An 18,207-nucleotide genomic window follows, 5' to 3' on the forward strand; every position below is an offset into this window, starting at 1 on the left:
AAGTTGGGTTGGGTTTCGTTTCTCAACCCAACCTACGCCAGTTTTAGTTTTTAGCCTTAACCATTATGGGTGAAAAGGAAATGTCTAAAATAATTCGTAATTTTTAATGATCTTCTCTACGAATTATCTAGCTTGCTTCTCCCCGGAGGCGAGTATTACGAATTAGCTAAAGAAGCTTCTGAACAGCGTTGCTGAAGTCCTCGTAAGGAGAAACTCCTACGATGGTTTCTGCTAAATTACCATCTTTAAAAATTAAAACCGCTGGAATACTGCGAAGACCGAATTGTTTGAAAATCGGCTTATTGCTGTCAACATCTACCTTCACCACTTTAGCGCGACCTTTGTATTCTTCAGCAAGTTGATCCATTAATGGACTGATTAAGCGACAGGGGCCACACCAAGTAGCAGTAAAATCAACAACAACAACTTTCTCATCACTTCCATTTAAAACAACATCAAATTCACTTTCTTGAACGTAAGCAACTATCTGAGTATCAGTAGACATTTTTTTAACTCCTTAGTATCAAACTAAAATTTCAGCAAAAAGCTAACTATATAAACTATACTCCCTTCTGCCGGTCAGATTCACCAGTTATCTACATTCGAAAAACCCCGTAACTGAGGTTTGCTGAGGAGCGTATATTTAATAACTTACAATTTTTGTACGTAGAGTGCGATCGCATTACGCAGCCAAGCAACCAACCTCATCCAAAAACCTATATCTCCAAGGCGTAGAAGCGTCAATAGTCATCCTGCCGATCAAACAGTTCTAACAACCCAATAGTGCCGACAAAAAAAGTATAAGTAGCATATTTTATTGGCATCTTTTTTCTTGAAGGTGCGTAAAAAGCTGCTATAATACTCTCGATGAAATGGCTCATCATAGCAAAACGCTCAATCCAAAAAATTGGATTAAGGCTGCTTGGTACATTAATATTATTTATTACTGCATAAATATTCCACGATTCCAATCCAATTGCACTTGTTATCAGCACTGTAGATATAATTTTTACAAAGGTGTAAATGTTTCCCTTTATCAACTTGAAGTTCATACTGTTCACGAAAAAATTCTTTAACATATCTACAAGACTCGGTAAAATAATAGACAAGTTAATCTGTGTATCTAAAAATCCGCCCCAAGTCAATCAATCTTATATATATGATTTCTGTTTTTGTAAAAGTCTGTAAAAATATGGACATAGTATTAGAGAATGTTTGAAAAGTATTAGGCGAATATCATTCGCTAGTAGACAAAGCTTAGTCCACCTTCGTAGACTAAGAGAAAATCAAGGGTTTAAAACCCAACCCACGGAGGTGGGTTTTGCCTATATAGCCGCGACTTCTAGTCGCCAGGGCTAGTATATTTTGCGACTTTTCAAACATCCTCTTAAGCCCATATCCCCAAACTATTGAGAATGGAACTGTGAAAAAAACTATCATAGTCCTCTCCTCGCTTGCGGGGGTTGGGGGTGGGGTTCTTGTAGCTCACTGAAAACCGCAATATTTAAAAAATGAGAAAAGTGTGGAATAATACATAAGTGGTAAACTTAATTGCACTCCATAGATTGATAATAAATGTAAAGCTATGATTGCTCAACATTACAATTCAATTCATGTTGAAAATAACTTACTTAAAAAAATCAAAATTAAAGAAAATCAGCTAAAAATTGCACAAGAATCTAATATGATCTATGCAGCAGAGGCATTACAGAATCAATTATTAAAGTTACAAGCTGAATTATCAGAGCCGCAAGACGTTGAAATTCAAGCGTTGATGAGTTTGCTAGACGATTAAAATTGTAAATTTATATTGCAAAGTTAATTGAAAACGCAAAACCTGTGTAACCCAGAAGCAGAGCATAGTGATTCTGATGCCTGGGAATGTAGTTTATGTGCTATGTCTCCAGACTTAACACTACAACAAATTGCCATCTAAAGTCTCATAGAATAATGATTATTCTTACTTAGATAAGACGTTGGGGTTTTTGCTGGGGATGTGGTCTTTTAATCTGCGGTACTGAATCAATCTTAAGAACAGGTTTAATTGAGGGCTGTTGTCTTTGCCTAAGAATTTGAATTTCTCTCTCAATTGAATCTTTTCCTTGCCTAAAAAAGTCTTGAGAATTATATGGAACCAAGTCACGGGATAAATGTTGAGCTTGTGCTGGCGTCAAACTAGGAACAGCCTGTTGAGCATTGGCAGAAGTTTGTACAGCCAGAAAAAAAGCTGTTGAAACCACCAAGAGTTTTATTTTTATACATCTGGTGAATATTAGGTTGAACATAGTTGATACATCTGTTGCGTGAATCCTGCTTCAAACCATCTTGTATTGGTCTGATTATAAGCAAAGTACACTTATTGGGTTGCTAATTACCTCCTACAAATGGGTGAATTAATCAACTAAACTATTGGTACAGCACAGCGAAAATCCAGCTACCATCTCAATTAATCAGACAAGTTGCTCAAGCAACTTGTTAAAGGTAAGCAAACTTCCGCCGCTTGGAATTTCGATGGATGTTGAGAGTAAGAGAATTGTGCTATTCAGTAGATAATGGTATTTTCGCCTTTTGAAACACCTGCTCAACAGTAAATTCTAGTCCCTCAAATAAAGAATCTGTGAGTAATTCTTCTCCCATATAAGTTTGTGGTGCTGCATCTGGATAAAAAACAGTAATGCTTCTGGCTTTACTATCTAATACCCACACTCGCAGCACCTTAGCATCTAAATAGTCTTTGGCTTTAGCCGTCATTTGCCCAAAGGTTTGTCCTGGGGAAATAATCTCAATCACCAAATCAGGAGGAACAGAACATGCTCCTTCTTGATTCCAATCAGGGGGTAAACGTTCATTAGAAATATATAAAATATCTGGTATTGGCATCCAATCTCGCCCTCGACGAGTTAATGCGACAGCTAATTCTGGGCAAACCTCTCCTTTAGCATCACAGCACTGCTCAATTAAATTGAGAAGAGCGCGGGTAAGTTTAGAGTGGAATTTTTTAGCTCGTATTTTAGGAATTGCTTGACCATCAACAAGCTCATAACTTATATCTCCCTTACCTGTTGGAAGATTTAAGAACTCTTGCAAGGTTAATTGATTCTTAGAGGTTGTTTGAAAAGTGGTGAGTGAGGTATCCAAAACTTTAGATCCTCTTAAATCCTCCGATAAATTGGAGGACTTTGAGAACGTTATTCCCCCCTTTTTAAGGGGGGCTAGGGGGGATCTAGATACAAGCGTAGACTTTTCAAACATCCTCTTAGCTTGGAGTATCATGGCTCAATAACTTCGTAATTCGTAATTGAAGGATAGAGCAACTAATTTTTATTCTGACTCCTGAATTCTGACTCCTGAATTCTTCTTTAAATTGTTCACATTCCCCGCAAAACTTGCCGAATAATATCCGATGGCACCTCATCGGTAACTGTTACTACACCAATCTCTGTTGGTAAAACAAACCGCACTTTCCCGGCTTTGACTTTCTTATCTAACTGCAACGCCTCAATAATTGCTTCAATATCTACTCCATCTGGTAACTTAGTCGGTAAACCCGTTTTTTGAATTAAAGCATTTTGACGTTCTCTGTCTTCCTTTTGCCACAGTCCCAAATCCACAGCAATTTGACCGGCTGCTACCATGCCAATAGCCACTGCTTCACCGTGATTCACTAGACGATAACCAGTCAAACTTTCTACTGTATGACCGATGGTATGTCCATAGTTAAGAATTGCGCGTAATCCGGCTTCTTTTTCATCTTTGCCAACAACATCAGCTTTAGCTTGACAAGAGCGCGTTAATATGTTTGTTATTAGGTCAGGTTTGACATAGCGGAGTTGGTCGAGGCGTTTACTTGCTTCCAACTGGGAAAATAATTCGGCATCCCAAATCACACCGTACTTAATAACTTCTGCCATCCCTGCCCGAAACTCACGCATAGGTAGAGTTTTTAACACATCTGGGTCAATCAAAACCAAACGCGGTTGATGGAATGCCCCAATTAAGTTTTTACCGTGGGGATGATTCACGCCAGTTTTGCCACCAATTGCCGAATCTACCATCGCCAACAAAGAGGTAGGCACTTGGACAACATTAATACCGCGCAGCCAAGTTGCAGCCGCAAAGCCAGTCATATCGCCAATTACACCTCCGCCCAAAGCCACCATTGTAGAAGAACGTTCTAGGCGGTTTTCCAAGGCGATATCGTAGAGTTTTTGGATGGAATTGAGGGTTTTGTAGCGTTCACCAGGTGGTAGGGTGCAGCTAGCAACTTCAAATCCAGCAGATGTTAGGGATGTGATTGCTCTTTCCCCAAAATGCTTAAAAATCGTCGGATTAGAAACCAGCAGTACCTTCTTGCCCAGCTTGAGACTGGACATCTGTTGACCCAGTTGATCTAAACTCGAAGGTGCGATCGCAATCTCATAAGACTGCTCTGGTAGATTTACATTAATTACAGAAGTCATTGCCCAACCCCAAACAAGCGCCTGTGGGGTGTATTGTATCGCAATCTAGGAAATGGGCATAGGGATAGGGCATAGAGCATAGGGGATTGGGAAGAAGCAGGGGGAAGTTGTACTAAGTATTTCCCCTCTGCCCTATACCCAATGCACAATGCCCATGCCATTCGCCCAATACCCAATGCCCAACAACTAATGATTCAATAGATTTAGGAAGTATTCTGGAGAGAAATAAATGTTTGCAATTGTAGCTTATGTCCTCTTCTTGGCTTTATTCTTTGGCTTATCTGTAGGTTTGCTGTTCGGTCTGCGGACTGCCAAGATAATTTAATCGAGAGGTATATTCAACCCAAGACTCTTGTGGGGTGGGCATCTTGCCCACCCTCAATTTATCAATATCCGATAAAACCCTTACTTTTTCACCAAGCCCATGTCGGCGGACTTAGTGAAAGTGCCGTAGGCTTTAGTGCGTCGGCACTTACTGGCTAATGTTGACAAGAAGTTAATTGTTTTTTCCTAAAGTATTGTTACCGGATCGTGATATGATTCATCTGACTGAATGTGCAGTCATCATATTTTACTGTACTGGTTTCAAGTCCCGTGAGCTTGTCTGACGAATCAATTGCGCCCACTCCGACAACGCAACAAGATGCTAAAACTGGTTCTGAAGACACAGAATCAGGTAACTCCATGCAAGAGTTCCATCAACTCTTCCAGCGATTATTGGTAATCACGCTTGTCTTGACGGGGGTTATTTTTATCTCTGTGTGGATTTTTTATTCCTTAAACATTGCCCTAAATTATTTAATTGGGGCGTGTACAGGTGTGGTTTACTTAAAAATGTTGGCTAGAGATGTTGAGCAGCTCGGTAGTGAGAAAACCAGTCTGAGCAAAACTCGTTTTGCTGTATTTTTGGGAGTGATGATCGTGGCAACTCAATGGCGTGAGCTACAGATTCTCCCCATTTTTTTGGGATTTCTAACTTACAAAGCCACGCTCCTCGTCTATATGGTGCAAATTGCGTTCATTCCTGATTCTTAAAAGTCAGGCTCACAAAGATAGTAATCCCATCCTCGCTCGTTGGGGAAAATGCTTGAAGAATGCAAATGCTTAGTGTCTTAAACGCCTTTAATTCTTTTCCCCTCGCCGAATTAGAAGTAGGACATCATTTCTACTGGCAGTTGGGCAATCTTAAAATTCATGGGCAAGTTTTTCTCACCTCATGGTTTGTGATTAGTATTTTAGTAGTGGCTTCAATAGCTGCGACTCGCAACGCACAAAGAATTCCCAAGGGCATCCAAAATTTGATGGAATACGCCCTAGAATTTATTCGTGATTTGGCCAAAAACCAACTTGGTGAGAAAGAGTACCGCCCTTGGGTGCCATTTATTGGCACATTGTTCTTGTTTATTTTCGTATCGAACTGGTCAGGTGCGCTAATTCCCTGGAAGCTCATCAGGCTACCTTCGGGCGAATTGGCAGCTCCCACCAATGACATCAATACGACTGTTGCATTGGCACTGCTGACCTCTTTAGCGTACTTTTACGCAGGTTTTAGCAAACGGGGTTTAGGCTACTTTAAGAAATATATAGAGCCTACACCTATTTTGTTGCCGATCGCAATTCTTGAAGATTTCACCAAACCTCTCTCCCTAAGCTTCCGGCTATTTGGTAATATTTTGGCGGATGAATTGGTTGTAGCGGTGTTGGTGCTGCTAGTTCCTCTATTTGTACCTCTGCCTGTAATGGCCTTGGGTTTATTTACTAGTGCCATTCAAGCCCTGGTTTTTGCCACCCTCGCCGGAGCATACATTCATGAGGCAATGGAGGGGCATGGTGGAGAAGAACATGAGGAGCATTAAACTTCTCAGCTGATAGCACAGTTCCCAGAGCATATTCGCTCAAAACATCGCAAAGCGCGATTTAAAGAACCCGGTGCAGCGTGAAAAACACGTTTCTAATCGTTAACGTAATGTCTGTTAGTTTTGTAATCAAAGCAAGGAAAATCAACATGGATCCATTAGTTCAGGCTGCTTCAGTTCTCGCTGCTGCTTTAGCGATTGGTTTAGCTGCAATTGGCCCTGGTATTGGTCAAGGAAACGCTGCTGGACAAGCAGTAGAAGGTATTGCTCGTCAACCTGAAGCAGAAGGAAAAATTCGCGGTACTCTGCTATTAACCTTGGCATTCATGGAATCCTTGACTATCTATGGTCTAGTAATTGCCTTGGTATTGCTGTTTGCTAACCCCTTCGCTTAATACCTGAAAGTTTTTGTGAGTGTGGAGACGTGAACCATCACGCCTCTACAATCGAAATGTTTTGGGTATCTTAATAGTTCTAATGTTCAGTTGACCCTTATTGGCTATGGGTCTCTAAAATATGAAAGGTTGGATGATGTTGCTAGCCACGAAAACTGCTACTCCAGCCAAAGAGGAGACAAATGTTTGATTTCGATGCTACCTTGCCCTTCATGGCATTGCAATTCCTGCTATTAGCAGCTTTGTTGAATGCAATTTTCTATAAGCCACTGACCAAGGTACTAGACGATCGCGATAATTATATCCGAACGAATACCCTGGAAGCGCGCGAGAGCTTGGCTAAAGCCGAGCGCTTGGCTACCGAATATGAGCAGCAACTCGCAGACGCTCGCAGACAATCGCAAGCAACTGTAGAAGCAGCTCAACTTGAAGCTAAGAAAATTACTGCCGAGAAAATTGCTGAGGCCCAAAAGGAAGCTCAGACTCAACGAGAACAAGCTGCTGTTGAAATAGAACAACAAAAGCAGGAAGCTTTTCGCACCTTAGAGCAACAAGTTGATGCTTTAAGCCGGCAGATTCTAGAAAAACTATTGGGGCCAACTCCAGTTAGATAAGCTAACTAGACTGGTTCTGTGAAAGCATACGCGCAACTGGGCCCTAGTCCAGAGCGCTTAATTAAGTGTCAAAAAAAGGCACTTTTTCCCTACGAGATAAAGATACTTTATTTACTACGGGAAAAGATACTTTATTTCTCCTTGGGAAAATACAACGTATTAGCAAGCGAGCAGCGCACTTGTAAATGGGTATCATGGGCACATTCTTATTACTTGCCGCAGAAGCGAACGCTGTTCACTCTGAATTGGCAGAAGGCGCAGCAGAAGGTGGTTTCGGTCTAAACCTAGACATTTTTGAAACCAATCTGATCAATCTAGCGATTCTGATTGGCATACTATTCTACTTCGGACGTAAGGTTTTAAGCAATATCCTGAACGAGCGACAATCCAATATTGCCACTGCAATTCAGGAAGCAGAAGGGCGCTTAAAAGAGGCTTCAACTGCCCTTTCCCAAGCGCAAGAGCAGTTGAAGCAATCTCAGGCAGAAGCGCAACGTATCCGCCAATCTGCCGAAGAAAACGCCCAAAAAGCGAAAGAAGCCTTGTTAGCGAAGGCAGTGCAAGACGTAGAACGCTTGAAACAAACAGCAGCAGCAGATTTAAACAGTGAAACCGATCGAGCGATCGCTCAACTGCGGCAACGAGTTGCTACACTAGCATTGCAAAAAGTCGAATCGCAACTCAAAGGCGGGATTGCCGACGATGCTCAACAAAGTTTAATTGACCGCAGCATCGCACAACTGGGAGGCAATGTATGACAAGCCAAGTAGCGGCAGCCGAAGTAGCCCAACCTTACGCACAGGCACTTTTGTCAATAGCGCAATCGAAAAATTTGACAGAAGAGTTCGGGGAAGATGCGCGTACTTTCCTGGGACTGCTCAGGGCAGACAAACAGCTACACAACTTCTTCAGCAACCCGTTTATTCAGTCTGAGAACAAAAAAGCTCTGATCAAACAAATACTCGGTGAAGGCGCTAACCCCTACTTACGCAATTTTTTGCTAATACTAGTAGACAAACGCCGTATTGCATTCTTGGAATCAATTTTTCAACAATATCTGGCGCTGTTGCGGCAGCTGAATCAAACCGTATTAGCGGAAGTAATTTCAGCCGTTCCCCTCACAGAAGCTCAACAGCAGGCAATCATCCAAAAGGTCATCGCCATCTCGAATGCTCGCCAGGTAGAACTAGAAACCAAGGTAGACAGCGAGTTAATTGGTGGTGTGATCATTAAAGTAGGTTCGCAGGTAATTGACGCCAGTATCCGGGGTCAGTTGCGCCGCCTTTCATTGCGCTTAACTAATAGCTAGAAAATTAGAAGTTAGGAGTTAGCAGTTAGGAGTTAAGTAAATAGTAATTTATTTTGACTTTTAACCTTTGCTTTTTTAACTCAGCACGGGCTAAACCCTAGCTATCCGCTAACAGCACGGAATTCAGTCTCGAAAGCAAACAAGATAGACACATGAGCATATCAATTAGACCTGACGAAATTAGCAGCATTATCCAACAACAAATCGAGCAATACGATCAAGAGGTCAAAGTTGCTAACGTTGGTACCGTTCTACAAGTTGGTGACGGGATTGCCCGGATTTATGGTCTGGAAAAGGCTATGTCTGGGGAACTCTTAGAATTTGAAGATGGCACAATTGGCATCGCCCAGAACTTAGAAGAAGACAACGTGGGCGCGGTGCTTATGGGTGAGGGGCTGGAAATTCAAGAAGGTAGTTCTGTAACCGCCACTGGTAAAATTGCCCAAGTACCCGTAGGAGAAGCCTTAATTGGCCGAGTTGTAAACGCTTTGGGTCTTCCCATCGATGGTAAGGGAGAGATCAAGTCCTCAGAAAGCCGTTTGATTGAATCTCCAGCACCAGGTATCATTGCCCGTCGGTCTGTACACGAACCCATGCAAACGGGTATTACAGCTATTGACTCAATGATTCCTATCGGTCGTGGTCAGCGGGAATTGATTATTGGCGATCGCCAAACCGGTAAAACTGCGATCGCGATCGACACCATCATCAACCAAAAAGAAGAAGATGTAGTTTGTGTCTACGTTGCGATCGGTCAAAAGGCTTCCACAGTTGCTAACGTGGTGCAGACATTGCAAGAAAAAGGCGCAATGGATTACACCGTCGTTGTCTTTGCTAGCGCCAGTGAACCAGCAACCCTACAATACCTAGCTCCCTACACAGGCGCAACTATTGCTGAGTACTTTATGTACAAAGGCAAAGCTACCCTGGTAATTTATGATGACCTCTCCAAGCAAGCCCAAGCTTATCGGCAAATGTCTCTACTGCTGCGTCGTCCACCCGGACGCGAAGCTTACCCTGGTGATGTATTTTACATCCACTCTCGTTTGTTAGAAAGAGCAGCAAAATTGAGTGACGAATTAGGTAAAGGCAGTATGACCGCCCTACCAATTATCGAAACCCAAGCTGGTGACGTTTCAGCATACATCCCCACCAACGTAATTTCGATTACCGATGGTCAGATATTCCTGTCTTCTGACTTGTTTAACGCTGGTATCCGTCCCGCTGTAAACCCCGGTATTTCTGTATCCCGCGTGGGTTCTGCGGCTCAAACCAAGGCAATGAAAAAAGTTGCCGGTAAGATTAAATTGGAACTAGCCCAATTTGACGACCTGCAAGCCTTCGCACAATTTGCTTCTGACTTAGATAAAGCCACTCAAGACCAGTTGGCACGGGGTCAACGGTTGCGCGAACTCCTCAAGCAGCCACAAAATTCGCCACTCTCGGTATACGAGCAAGTAGCAATTTTATATGCTGGTATCAATGGTTACCTAGATGATATCCCTGTAAATCAAGTAACCACCTTCACCAAAGGTCTGCGTGAGTACTTAAAGACTGGAAAAACCCAGTATGCACAGGGAGTACAAGCATCTAAAGCACTAGGTGATGCAGAAGAAGCTGCCTTGAAGGAAGCACTGACCGAATACAAGAAGACCTTCAAAGCTACAGCGTAATAAATAGAGTGCTGTTAGCGGATAGCTAGGGTTTAGCCCGTGCTGAGTGCTGAGTGAGAAGAGGAGTCAAGAGTGAAGATAGATGAGCATGATGCTTACAAGTTCTCACATTTCCAATTCCTATAAAGCTTTGCATTCAGTACTTTCTGCCACTCAGGACTCAGAACTCAGGACTCAGAACTTAAAGTTATGGCCAATCTAAAAGCAATACGCGATCGCATTCAGTCGGTCAAAAACACCAAAAAAATTACAGAAGCCATGCGCCTCGTAGCTGCCGCTAGAGTGCGTCGGGCGCAAGAACAAGTGCTAGCAACTCGCCCCTTTGCCGATCGCTTGGCACAAGTATTGTATGGTTTGCAAAGCCGTCTGCGCTTTGAAGAAGCAAACCTACCACTACTGAAAAAACGCCAAGTTAAGTCAGTCGGGTTGTTGGTTATTTCAGGCGATCGCGGTCTATGCGGCGGCTACAATAATAACGTTATCCGTCGTGCAGAAAACCGCGCCAAAGAAATCAAGGCAGAAGGTTTAAACTATCAATTTGTACTCGTCGGACGCAAAGCTACACAGTACTTTCAACGCCGCGATCAGCCAATTGATGCCACCTACAGCGGCTTAGAGCAAATCCCCACGGCAGCAGAAGCCAATCAGATTGCTGACCAACTACTTTCCTTGTTCCTTTCCGAAGAAGTTGACCGCATCGAATTAATCTATACCAGATTCCTTTCCTTAGTTAGCTCCCGTCCTGTGGTACAAACCCTACTGCCTCTTGATCCACAAGGTCTAGAAGTAGCCGATGATGAAATCTTCCGCTTGACAACCCGTGGCGGTAAATTTGAAGTAGAACGCGAGAAAGTGACTAAGCAAGTCCGCCTGTTGGCTCCTGATATGATTTTCGAGCAAGATCCAGTGCAAATTCTCGATTCTCTGTTGCCCCTGTATCTGAGTAACCAGCTATTGCGGGCGCTGCAAGAATCGGCAGCTAGTGAACTAGCAGCGCGGATGACAGCCATGAGTAATGCCAGTGAAAATGCTGGTGAACTGATTAACACCCTCACGCTGTCTTACAACAAAGCCCGACAAGCTGCAATTACCCAAGAACTCCTTGAAGTTGTGGGCGGTGCTGAAGCACTAACTTAAGATATAGCTAATTATTTACTTCTAAAATATAGCTAATTGCTAATTATTTGAAGGTTAGCAATTGGCTATTTTTAGTATTTGGGACTTTTAACTAGATGTCATTGACGGTGTATGAGCCTTTATGTACTGAGATTTATGAAATAATCAAGCCTATTGATCGAAATTATCCTGATGTTAAATACTACAAAAGACACCCTGTATTTCTCAGCAGCACTTGCATAAATCAAAAATTTTTGTCTAGCAACACATTTCAAGAATTACGTATTATAATTGAAGTTATGAAGCGCATGGGTCCGTCACGGTTTCGACAGGTTGGCGAACGCTGCTCTGTGATTCAGGTCGAGAGTGAGTCTCCTCTCGGAAATCAAAGGCTCAAACAAAAAGTAAATGCGAATAACATCGTTAGCTTTGCTCGTAAGGATGCTCTAGTAGCAGCCTAAACACCTCTTATAGGTTCGAGCGTCTTTAGTTTGACTCCGTTAAGGACTGAAGACCAAACCCCAACGGATGCTCTAGTAAGCGTTCTCTGGTTGGCTTGCTGGCTAAGATTAAATCAGAGCATCCTACGTTCGGGATAATGAACGATTCCCGCCTTGAGGATCAGAAAGGCTAAACCTGTGAATGAGCGGGGAGTCAATACCCAATTTGGACAGCAGTTCGACTCTGCTCGGATCCACTAAAAATAGTTAACAAGTCCACCTCGTAATTTGATATCAAGGTGGACTTTGTTTTTTGGTGTCTGAACATAATTTGAGGTTTAATGGGATTAAATCAATAGATGGAATTGACCCAAGAAAGAAAGGAATCAATTCAAAATCGAAAATTATTCGAGTTGTCCAAGAAAAATTTAGATTAAATCATCAAATATCAACAAGTAATTCTGAGCATTTGTGGGCTTTCAGCAGAAAAAGCAGAAAAAGCAGAAACTTTGGCAGTTGATTTTCCCCTGACAGAATTATCTGCCACCTCGGTTTTCCTGAGTTACATCACCAATTTTAACATCACCACCAACGTGCCAATTTTTACCAAATACTTTGTGTACATCATTCCAAGTAGTACACCGAGTGATGCAAAAAACATACTAAAGCTTACATTCTTAAGCTGAAATAAATATTGTAGAGAGTCATTAACACAAGCTTCATACGCTTTAAAACCTAAGCCACTAAGCAATCCTAATAGTCCAAATATTAAAGCAAAATGTACAGTATTTATTAATGAGTTGTGAATGCCTTGATTGGGAACCGCTCTTTTTTTTATATCTATAATTTGGCCCAGTTAATCCAATTAATAGTCCACGTAACAATGCAGTCGTTCTAGTCAAGATATGCGATCGCTTGTACGTGCGCTTCCAAACCTCCTTCCTCTTTTTTTCAGTACTCGTCGTAGTCGATCTGCACTCAAGTTTACTTGACGCTCAGATGCCAGTTTTTTTGCTAATTGTTTAGAGTTATAAGCCTGTGACTCTTGAGCTAAACAATTTTCGAGATAAACCAAATCTGATTCCGAATATCGCGGTTTTCCCCCTCGACCTGGAGCATCCCATAAACCTGCTAAACCCATCTTTTCCCAGCGATGAAGGGTTTGACGCACTGTTGAAATCGCCCAGTTCAAGCCTTTTGCAATTTGCTCATTTTTTAAGCCGCGAGTATTCAGCAGTAAAACTTGAGCGCGATCCTTGGTGCGTTGAGGAACATCTTTGGCTTTTCTCAACTCTTCTAAAGTCAGCTTTTCTTCTTCTGTGAGAAACACTTTTAATCGGCATCCCATAAACAATAACCTTTTATACAATCAATTTTTGCTATTTTTGTATCTATTTACGCCTACATGCTTAATTACTTAGGTATTTCATAATACATTCCAAAAAACTGAACTACAAGTATTAAGGATGTCGCCATTTATAAGGCTGCTACGCAATAAGTATTAGCTTGAGAACACTATCAAAGTTTGCAATTTCTGATCAACAATGGATTTTTCTAAAAAGTTAGGCACATCGAGATGACACCATTAACCTATATAGGCAAATTTATTCGATAGCCTGAAGCTCTAGCTTCTAGCTATGACAATAAGAATTTGTTGGCGTTATCCTGATTAATGTCTAAAGTCGATAATAAAGGACTGTATCATTAAACTTCTGAGATTATTCGTATGGTTACGGAGATTTATCGAAACTTTAAAAATGATTTTTACGCTAGGTTCCATTTGGATGAGCAGAAAAATAGATACAAGCCTAGTTCCTTTTTATTCAACTAGTCTCTGGAAATTTGCCTTATACATCTCCAACAAAATATCTGTTTTCTCGACTTTACATAAAGTTTATATTCTACCTAACCAGATTTTTGATTAAGACAACAATATATTCAATACCCATTGGATCAACCAGTGTTAACAGCCTGTTTGATGCTTATTGAAAACCTAATAAAGTTTGTCCTACTTTTCCCACCTTTCCTACTTTTCCTACCTTTCCTACTTTCCCCAACTTTCCCACCTTTCCTAATTACTTTTAAGGGAGTACCCCGAAAAAATAAATTTTTCTATTTGACATATAAATATATTTTCTGACAACATCAAGTATTACAAGTAATTTAGGGTTGGTAGATCAACCAATAATCTAATATTGTTTAAATTATGCTTTTTTGGTCAAAAAATCTGACGATCATGATATTTTTGAATTAGGATAAAACTAGATAGGTAGCAAAATTAAATACTCAGTAAATTTCAGGAATTAATTAATTAATATTTAGTATTTTTTTAAGTCATATTTTCTGTTAAAAAACAGCAATAATTGATACAAGTTAAATTTTTCAAAAACTGATATTCATTACAACTTCAACAATAAATAATAGAGACAATGGGTGCAGAAGAAAAACCTGTTAATTTGCGCTCGGAGACGAATAATGGTAGCGATGTCTACGACCGGCAATGCCCACGCAGAGAACGTTCAACATCGGTTAACTATACAAACTGTAGAAATTGCCCCTAACACAACGGCGATTCGCTCTCTTGATTGGGATCGCGATCGCTTCGATATCGAATTCGGACTGCAAAACGGTACAACCTACAATTCATATCTAATTAGGGGCGAACAAACAGTTTTGATTGATACTTCTCACCAGAAGTTTCGCGATCTGTATTTAGAGACTCTAAAAGGTCTTGTTAACCCCAAAACAATTGATTACATAATTGTCAGCCACACAGAGCCAGACCATAGCGGCTTAGTAGAAGATGTCCTCCAGTTAGCTCCTAGAGCCACCGTCTTAGCCTCAAAAGTTGCACTTCAGTTTCTGGAAGGATTAGTCCACGATCCTTTTAGTAAGCGGGTCGTGAAAACTGGCGATCGCATCGATATCGGCAAAGGACACGAAATGGAATTCGTGAGTGCGCCTAACCTGCACTGGCCAGATACAATCTTTAGCTTTGACCGCAAAACCCAAATTCTCTACACCTGTGATGCTTTTGGGATGCACTTCTGTGACGATCGCACCTTCGACGAAGATTTAGAAGCGATCGAAGCTGACTTTAGATTTTACTACGACTGCTTGATGGGCCCTAACGCTCGTTCGCTGCTGAATGCGATGAAGCGGATGGGTGATCTCGGAAAGATTAATATTATTGCCAACGGTCACGGCCCATTATTATACCACCATTTAGATGTTCTAACCGGGTGTTACGAAAATTGGAGCCAAAAACAAGCTAAAGCAGAAACCACAGTTGGCATGTTTTTTGTCTCAGAATATGGGTATGGCGAACGCCTTGGTCACGCAATTGCCGAAGGTATACTGAAAACTGGCATTGGGGTAGAAGTACTGGATCTGAGTACTGCCCAGAGCCAAGAAATCCAAGAACTAGCCGGGAGAGCAGCTGGGATCATTATTGGTATGCCCCCGACTACAAGCGCCGCCGCCCAAGCTAGTATCAGTTCGGTGCTAGCTGTCGCCAAGAACAAGCAATTGATTGGGTTGTTTGAATGTTACGGTGGGGATGATGAACCCATTGATACACTCCGCAGACAATTTCTTAACTCTGGCATCAAAGAAGCTTTCCCACCCATTCGGATTAAAGAGACTCCCAGCGCATCAACATTCCAGTTGTGTGAAGAAGCGGGTAAAGACATTGGACAATTGCTAGTGCGCGATCGCAACATCAAGCAAATCAAGTCCCTTGATGTCAACATGGAAAAGGCGCTGGGTCGCATTAGCAGCGGACTATATATAGTCACCACAAAAAAAGATAATGTGTCAAGTGCAATGCTGGCATCTTGGGTAACACAAGCCAGTTTGCAACCATTAGGATTCACAATTGCCGTTGCGAAAGACCGCGCCATTGATTCCTTAATGCAAGTAGGCGATCGCTTCGTCCTCAACGTTTTGGAAGAAGGCAATTATCAAGAACTCAAAAAGCACTTTCTCAAGCGCTTACACCCCGGTGCTGACCGCTTTGCGGGAGTGAAAACTCAAACCGCGAAAAACGGTTCGCCGATTCTGGCAGATGCTTTGGCATACATGGAATGTGAAATACAGACCAGCATGGAATGCAGCGACCACTGGATTTTGTACTGCACTGTCGAAGAAGGTCGTGTCTCCAAAAACGATGGATTGACAGCCGTTCGTCATCGCAAAGTAGGTAATTACTACTAACCGAAACAGTGCTGAGTCAATACGTTTCGGTTAGGTGCATAGTCCTTAAAGATCCCCCTTAGTCCCCCTTAAAAAGGGGGAAATAGAGCCATCCATTCTTAGCCCCCCTTTTTAAGGGGGGTTGGGGGGATCAAGTCTTATCCGAACTGGATCGAAAGAGGAAGGGGAGAGTTGGAACTTAAAGTTTCAGGCTCAAAGGTGCAACTTCCGAGTTAAAAGGTGCAACTTCGAGGTTAAAAGGCTCAACTTCGAGGTTAAAAGGCACAGCTTCGAGGCTAAAAAGCTCAACGTCGAGGTTCAAAGGCTCAACTTCAAGGTTAAAAAGCTCAAGCTTCAGCATCAGAACCTCATTCCCCTCATCTTCTCCAATTCCCTGTTCCCTGTTCCCAAACTTTAAACAGCTATGACCAATTCCAAGCCACGCGACGTACAAGTTTTACCAATTGCTACCAATACTAAAGCTATCAGAGCGCGTAGTTGGTCACGTCTGCGGTTTGAAATTGAATACGCACTTGAAAGAGGTACTACCTCCAATTGCTATTTAATTGAAGCTGATAAAACCGCACTTATCGATCCACCGCCAGAAAGCTTTACCGAAATTTATTTAGAGGCATTGCGGCAGACTTTAGATTTACAACATTTGGATTATATAATCCTGGGTCATTTTAGTCCCAATCGAGTTGCAACCCTGAAAGCAATTTTAGAACTAGCACCACAGGTAACTTTTGTCTGTTCTCTTCCCGGTGCGAACAATTTGCGTGCTGCTTTCCTCGATCATGATTTGAAAGTCTTGGTGATGCGGGGGAAAGAAACTCTGGATTTAGGCAAGGGTCATGTTTTGAAATTCTTGCCCACTCCTAGTCCGCGTTGGCCGGAAGGACTTTGTACCTACGATCAGCAAACCCAAATTCTCTACACAGATAAGTTATTTGCAACTCATCTCTGTGGTGATGAAGTGTTTGATGATAACTGGGAAGCGCTTAAAGAAGACCAGCGTTACTACTTTAACTGCCTGATGGCTCCCCAAATTGCTCATGTGCAAGCAGCTTTGGAGAAAATATCAGATTTGCAGGTGAGAATGTATGCTGTGGGTCACGGGCCCTTGGTACGCACCAGCTTAATCGAACTCACCAAAGCTTATGCAGAGTGGAGCCGTTCTCACAACGATCGCGAGATTTCCGTTGCCCTACTTTACGCTTCAGCTTATGGGAATACGGCGACTTTAGCACAAGCGATCGCTCTGGGACTAACTAAAGGTGGAGTTGCAGTCAAATCGATTAACTGTGAATTTGCTACCCCTGATGAAATTCGCATCAGTCTAGCACAGTCAGAGGGTTTTATCATTGGTTCTCCTACTATCGGTGGTCATGCGCCAACTCCCATTCATACTGCTTTAGGGATTGTGTTATCAAGCGGTGACAACAGCAAACTCGCCGGGGTATTTGGTTCTTATGGCTGGAGTGGCGAAGCATTTGACTTAATTGAAGGTAAACTCCGCGATGCTGGATATCGCTTTGGCTTTGACACCCTGAAGGTGAAGTTTAAACCTGATGATGTCACTCTCAAATTCTGTGAAGAACTAGGTACAGACTTTGCCCAAGCACTGAAAAAAGCTAAAAAGGTACGCGTACCACAACAAGCCGCTACTCCTGTGGAACAGGCTGTTGGCCGGATCGTTGGTTCTGTTTGTGTGGTGACAGCGAAACTTGGAGATGTGTCTACCGCAATGTTAGGGGCTTGGGTTTCTCAAGCCACCTTCAACCCACCTGGACTAACAGTTGCGATCGCCAAAGAGCGAGCGATCGAATCTTTGATGTATCCAGGCGGTAAGTTTGCCTTGAATATTCTACCTGAAGGTAATCATCAAGATTACATGAAACATTTCCGCAAATCTTTCGCGCCTGGGGAAGATCGATTTGCTAACTTTAGTACCGCAGTTGCAGATAACGGCTGTACCATCCTCACTGATGCATTAGCATATTTGGAATGCTCAGTCAATCAACGTCTGGAATGTGGCGATCATTGGGTTGTGTATGCAACTGTGGACGAAGGGAAATTACTCAAGCCTGATGCTGTTACTGCCATCAACCATCGCAAAACTGGCACTCATTATTAGATAGTGAGAAGTT

Annotated in this window: 19 protein-coding genes and 1 other RNA gene; 13 read left to right on the forward strand and 7 right to left on the reverse strand. The window is 42.3% G+C overall.

Translation table 11 applies throughout. From position 1 onward, the window contains the following. Positions 1-166: 166 nt before the first annotated feature. Together trxA and V7K62_RS19695 are read right to left on the reverse strand one after the other, a co-directional pair. Positions 167-505 (reverse strand): thioredoxin, encoded by a 339-nt coding sequence (trxA, locus tag V7K62_RS19690; RefSeq protein ID WP_334866929.1) that lies wholly within the window; start codon positions 503-505, stop codon positions 167-169. A gap of 235 nt (positions 506-740) precedes the next feature. Continuing rightward, entirely contained in the window at positions 741-1,052 is a 312-nt protein-coding gene (locus V7K62_RS19695) for a hypothetical protein (protein WP_334867058.1), read from the reverse strand. A gap of 533 nt (positions 1,053-1,585) precedes the next feature. Between V7K62_RS19695 and V7K62_RS19700 the strand changes: the two genes are divergently transcribed. After that, positions 1,586-1,795 (forward strand): hypothetical protein, encoded by a 210-nt coding sequence (locus V7K62_RS19700; RefSeq protein WP_334866932.1) that lies wholly within the window; start codon positions 1,586-1,588, stop codon positions 1,793-1,795. A 169-nt stretch (positions 1,796-1,964) separates the two neighbouring features. Here V7K62_RS19700 and V7K62_RS19705 read toward each other — a convergent pair whose 3' ends face one another. The 3 genes from V7K62_RS19705 to aroB form a co-directional block, all read right to left on the reverse strand. Beyond that, the gene (locus V7K62_RS19705; protein ID WP_334867060.1) at positions 1,965-2,240 is read right to left on the reverse strand and encodes a hypothetical protein; all 276 of its coding nucleotides are present in this window, start codon (positions 2,238-2,240) and stop codon (positions 1,965-1,967) included. Between the two features lie 298 nt (positions 2,241-2,538). Beyond that, entirely contained in the window at positions 2,539-3,138 is a 600-nt protein-coding gene (locus V7K62_RS19710) for a Uma2 family endonuclease (RefSeq protein ID WP_334866934.1), read from the reverse strand. A 230-nt stretch (positions 3,139-3,368) separates the two neighbouring features. After that, positions 3,369-4,460 (reverse strand): 3-dehydroquinate synthase, encoded by a 1,092-nt coding sequence (aroB, locus tag V7K62_RS19715; RefSeq protein ID WP_334866936.1) that lies wholly within the window; start codon positions 4,458-4,460, stop codon positions 3,369-3,371. A gap of 229 nt (positions 4,461-4,689) precedes the next feature. Between aroB and petL the strand changes: the two genes are divergently transcribed. From petL to ssrA, 10 genes are all read left to right on the forward strand, one after another. Next, positions 4,690-4,785, forward strand: coding sequence for a cytochrome b6-f complex subunit PetL (petL, locus tag V7K62_RS19720; protein ID WP_334866938.1), 96 nt, complete (start codon positions 4,690-4,692; stop codon positions 4,783-4,785). A gap of 269 nt (positions 4,786-5,054) precedes the next feature. Continuing rightward, positions 5,055-5,495, forward strand: a complete 441-nt coding sequence (locus tag V7K62_RS19725; protein ID WP_099101761.1) for an ATP synthase subunit I — start codon at positions 5,055-5,057, stop codon at positions 5,493-5,495. Positions 5,496-5,554: 59 nt separating this feature from the next. Further along, a complete protein-coding gene (gene atpB / locus V7K62_RS19730; RefSeq protein ID WP_334866941.1) occupies positions 5,555-6,316 on the forward strand; it encodes a F0F1 ATP synthase subunit A in 762 nt (253 codons plus the stop codon). Between the two features lie 149 nt (positions 6,317-6,465). Beyond that, entirely contained in the window at positions 6,466-6,711 is a 246-nt protein-coding gene (atpE, locus tag V7K62_RS19735; protein WP_013192016.1) for an ATP synthase F0 subunit C, read from the forward strand. Positions 6,712-6,893: 182 nt separating this feature from the next. Next, positions 6,894-7,325 (forward strand): F0F1 ATP synthase subunit B', encoded by a 432-nt coding sequence (locus tag V7K62_RS19740; protein ID WP_094351161.1) that lies wholly within the window; start codon positions 6,894-6,896, stop codon positions 7,323-7,325. A 185-nt stretch (positions 7,326-7,510) separates the two neighbouring features. Further along, positions 7,511-8,083: a F0F1 ATP synthase subunit B gene (locus V7K62_RS19745; RefSeq protein ID WP_334866943.1), complete on the forward strand. Its 573-nt coding sequence runs from the start codon at positions 7,511-7,513 to the stop codon at positions 8,081-8,083. After that, positions 8,080-8,634: an ATP synthase F1 subunit delta gene (gene atpH, locus V7K62_RS19750; RefSeq protein ID WP_193945631.1), complete on the forward strand. Its 555-nt coding sequence runs from the start codon at positions 8,080-8,082 to the stop codon at positions 8,632-8,634. The genes V7K62_RS19745 and atpH overlap by 4 nt, the downstream gene beginning before the upstream one ends. A 152-nt stretch (positions 8,635-8,786) precedes the next feature. Then, a complete protein-coding gene (gene atpA / locus V7K62_RS19755) occupies positions 8,787-10,307 on the forward strand; it encodes a F0F1 ATP synthase subunit alpha (RefSeq protein WP_334866946.1) in 1,521 nt (506 codons plus the stop codon). A 189-nt stretch (positions 10,308-10,496) separates the two neighbouring features. Next, positions 10,497-11,444, forward strand: coding sequence for a F0F1 ATP synthase subunit gamma (locus V7K62_RS19760; protein WP_334866948.1), 948 nt, complete (start codon positions 10,497-10,499; stop codon positions 11,442-11,444). Between the two features lie 289 nt (positions 11,445-11,733). Next, positions 11,734-12,123, forward strand: a transfer-messenger RNA (tmRNA) gene (gene ssrA / locus V7K62_RS19765). Between the two features lie 638 nt (positions 12,124-12,761). Here the strand turns inward: ssrA and V7K62_RS19770 are convergent. Continuing rightward, on the reverse strand, positions 12,762-13,211 hold the full coding sequence (locus V7K62_RS19770; protein ID WP_334866950.1) for a helix-turn-helix domain-containing protein: 450 nt from the start codon (positions 13,209-13,211) through the stop codon (positions 12,762-12,764). Between the two features lie 1,127 nt (positions 13,212-14,338). Between V7K62_RS19770 and V7K62_RS19775 the strand changes: the two genes are divergently transcribed. Then, on the forward strand, positions 14,339-16,078 hold the full coding sequence (locus V7K62_RS19775; RefSeq protein ID WP_334866952.1) for a diflavin flavoprotein: 1,740 nt from the start codon (positions 14,339-14,341) through the stop codon (positions 16,076-16,078). A gap of 178 nt (positions 16,079-16,256) precedes the next feature. Here V7K62_RS19775 and V7K62_RS19780 read toward each other — a convergent pair whose 3' ends face one another. After that, the gene (locus V7K62_RS19780) at positions 16,257-16,418 is read right to left on the reverse strand and encodes a hypothetical protein (protein ID WP_334866954.1); all 162 of its coding nucleotides are present in this window, start codon (positions 16,416-16,418) and stop codon (positions 16,257-16,259) included. A gap of 63 nt (positions 16,419-16,481) precedes the next feature. Between V7K62_RS19780 and V7K62_RS19785 the strand changes: the two genes are divergently transcribed. Further along, entirely contained in the window at positions 16,482-18,194 is a 1,713-nt protein-coding gene (locus V7K62_RS19785; protein WP_334866956.1) for a diflavin flavoprotein, read from the forward strand. The last annotated feature ends 13 nt before the right edge of the window (positions 18,195-18,207 follow it).

Source organism: Nostoc sp., from assembly GCF_036917935.1.
In the GTDB taxonomy this organism is placed as follows: domain Bacteria; phylum Cyanobacteriota; class Cyanobacteriia; order Cyanobacteriales; family Nostocaceae; genus Nostoc.

Bases quoted from the DNA above. Each gene is read 5' to 3' on its own strand.
- V7K62_RS19785 (WP_334866956.1), top strand. From the start codon at position 16,482: ATGACCAATTCCAAGCCACGCGACGTACAAGTTTTACCAATTGCTACC.
- V7K62_RS19740 (WP_094351161.1), top strand. From the start codon at position 6,894: ATGTTTGATTTCGATGCTACCTTGCCCTTCATGGCATTGCAATTCCTG.
- V7K62_RS19760 (WP_334866948.1), top strand. From the start codon at position 10,497: ATGGCCAATCTAAAAGCAATACGCGATCGCATTCAGTCGGTCAAAAAC.
- atpE (WP_013192016.1), top strand. From the start codon at position 6,466: ATGGATCCATTAGTTCAGGCTGCTTCAGTTCTCGCTGCTGCTTTAGCG.
- atpH (WP_193945631.1), top strand. From the start codon at position 8,080: ATGACAAGCCAAGTAGCGGCAGCCGAAGTAGCCCAACCTTACGCACAG.
- petL (WP_334866938.1), top strand. From the start codon at position 4,690: ATGTTTGCAATTGTAGCTTATGTCCTCTTCTTGGCTTTATTCTTTGGC.
- trxA (WP_334866929.1), bottom strand. From the start codon at position 505: ATGTCTACTGATACTCAGATAGTTGCTTACGTTCAAGAAAGTGAATTT.
- V7K62_RS19695 (WP_334867058.1), bottom strand. From the start codon at position 1,052: ATGAACTTCAAGTTGATAAAGGGAAACATTTACACCTTTGTAAAAATT.
- aroB (WP_334866936.1), bottom strand. From the start codon at position 4,460: ATGACTTCTGTAATTAATGTAAATCTACCAGAGCAGTCTTATGAGATT.
- V7K62_RS19770 (WP_334866950.1), bottom strand. From the start codon at position 13,211: ATGGGATGCCGATTAAAAGTGTTTCTCACAGAAGAAGAAAAGCTGACT.
- V7K62_RS19700 (WP_334866932.1), top strand. From the start codon at position 1,586: ATGATTGCTCAACATTACAATTCAATTCATGTTGAAAATAACTTACTT.
- atpA (WP_334866946.1), top strand. From the start codon at position 8,787: ATGAGCATATCAATTAGACCTGACGAAATTAGCAGCATTATCCAACAA.
- V7K62_RS19745 (WP_334866943.1), top strand. From the start codon at position 7,511: ATGGGTATCATGGGCACATTCTTATTACTTGCCGCAGAAGCGAACGCT.
- V7K62_RS19780 (WP_334866954.1), bottom strand. From the start codon at position 16,418: ATGCTGAAGCTTGAGCTTTTTAACCTTGAAGTTGAGCCTTTGAACCTC.
- atpB (WP_334866941.1), top strand. From the start codon at position 5,555: ATGCAAATGCTTAGTGTCTTAAACGCCTTTAATTCTTTTCCCCTCGCC.
- V7K62_RS19775 (WP_334866952.1), top strand. From the start codon at position 14,339: ATGGTAGCGATGTCTACGACCGGCAATGCCCACGCAGAGAACGTTCAA.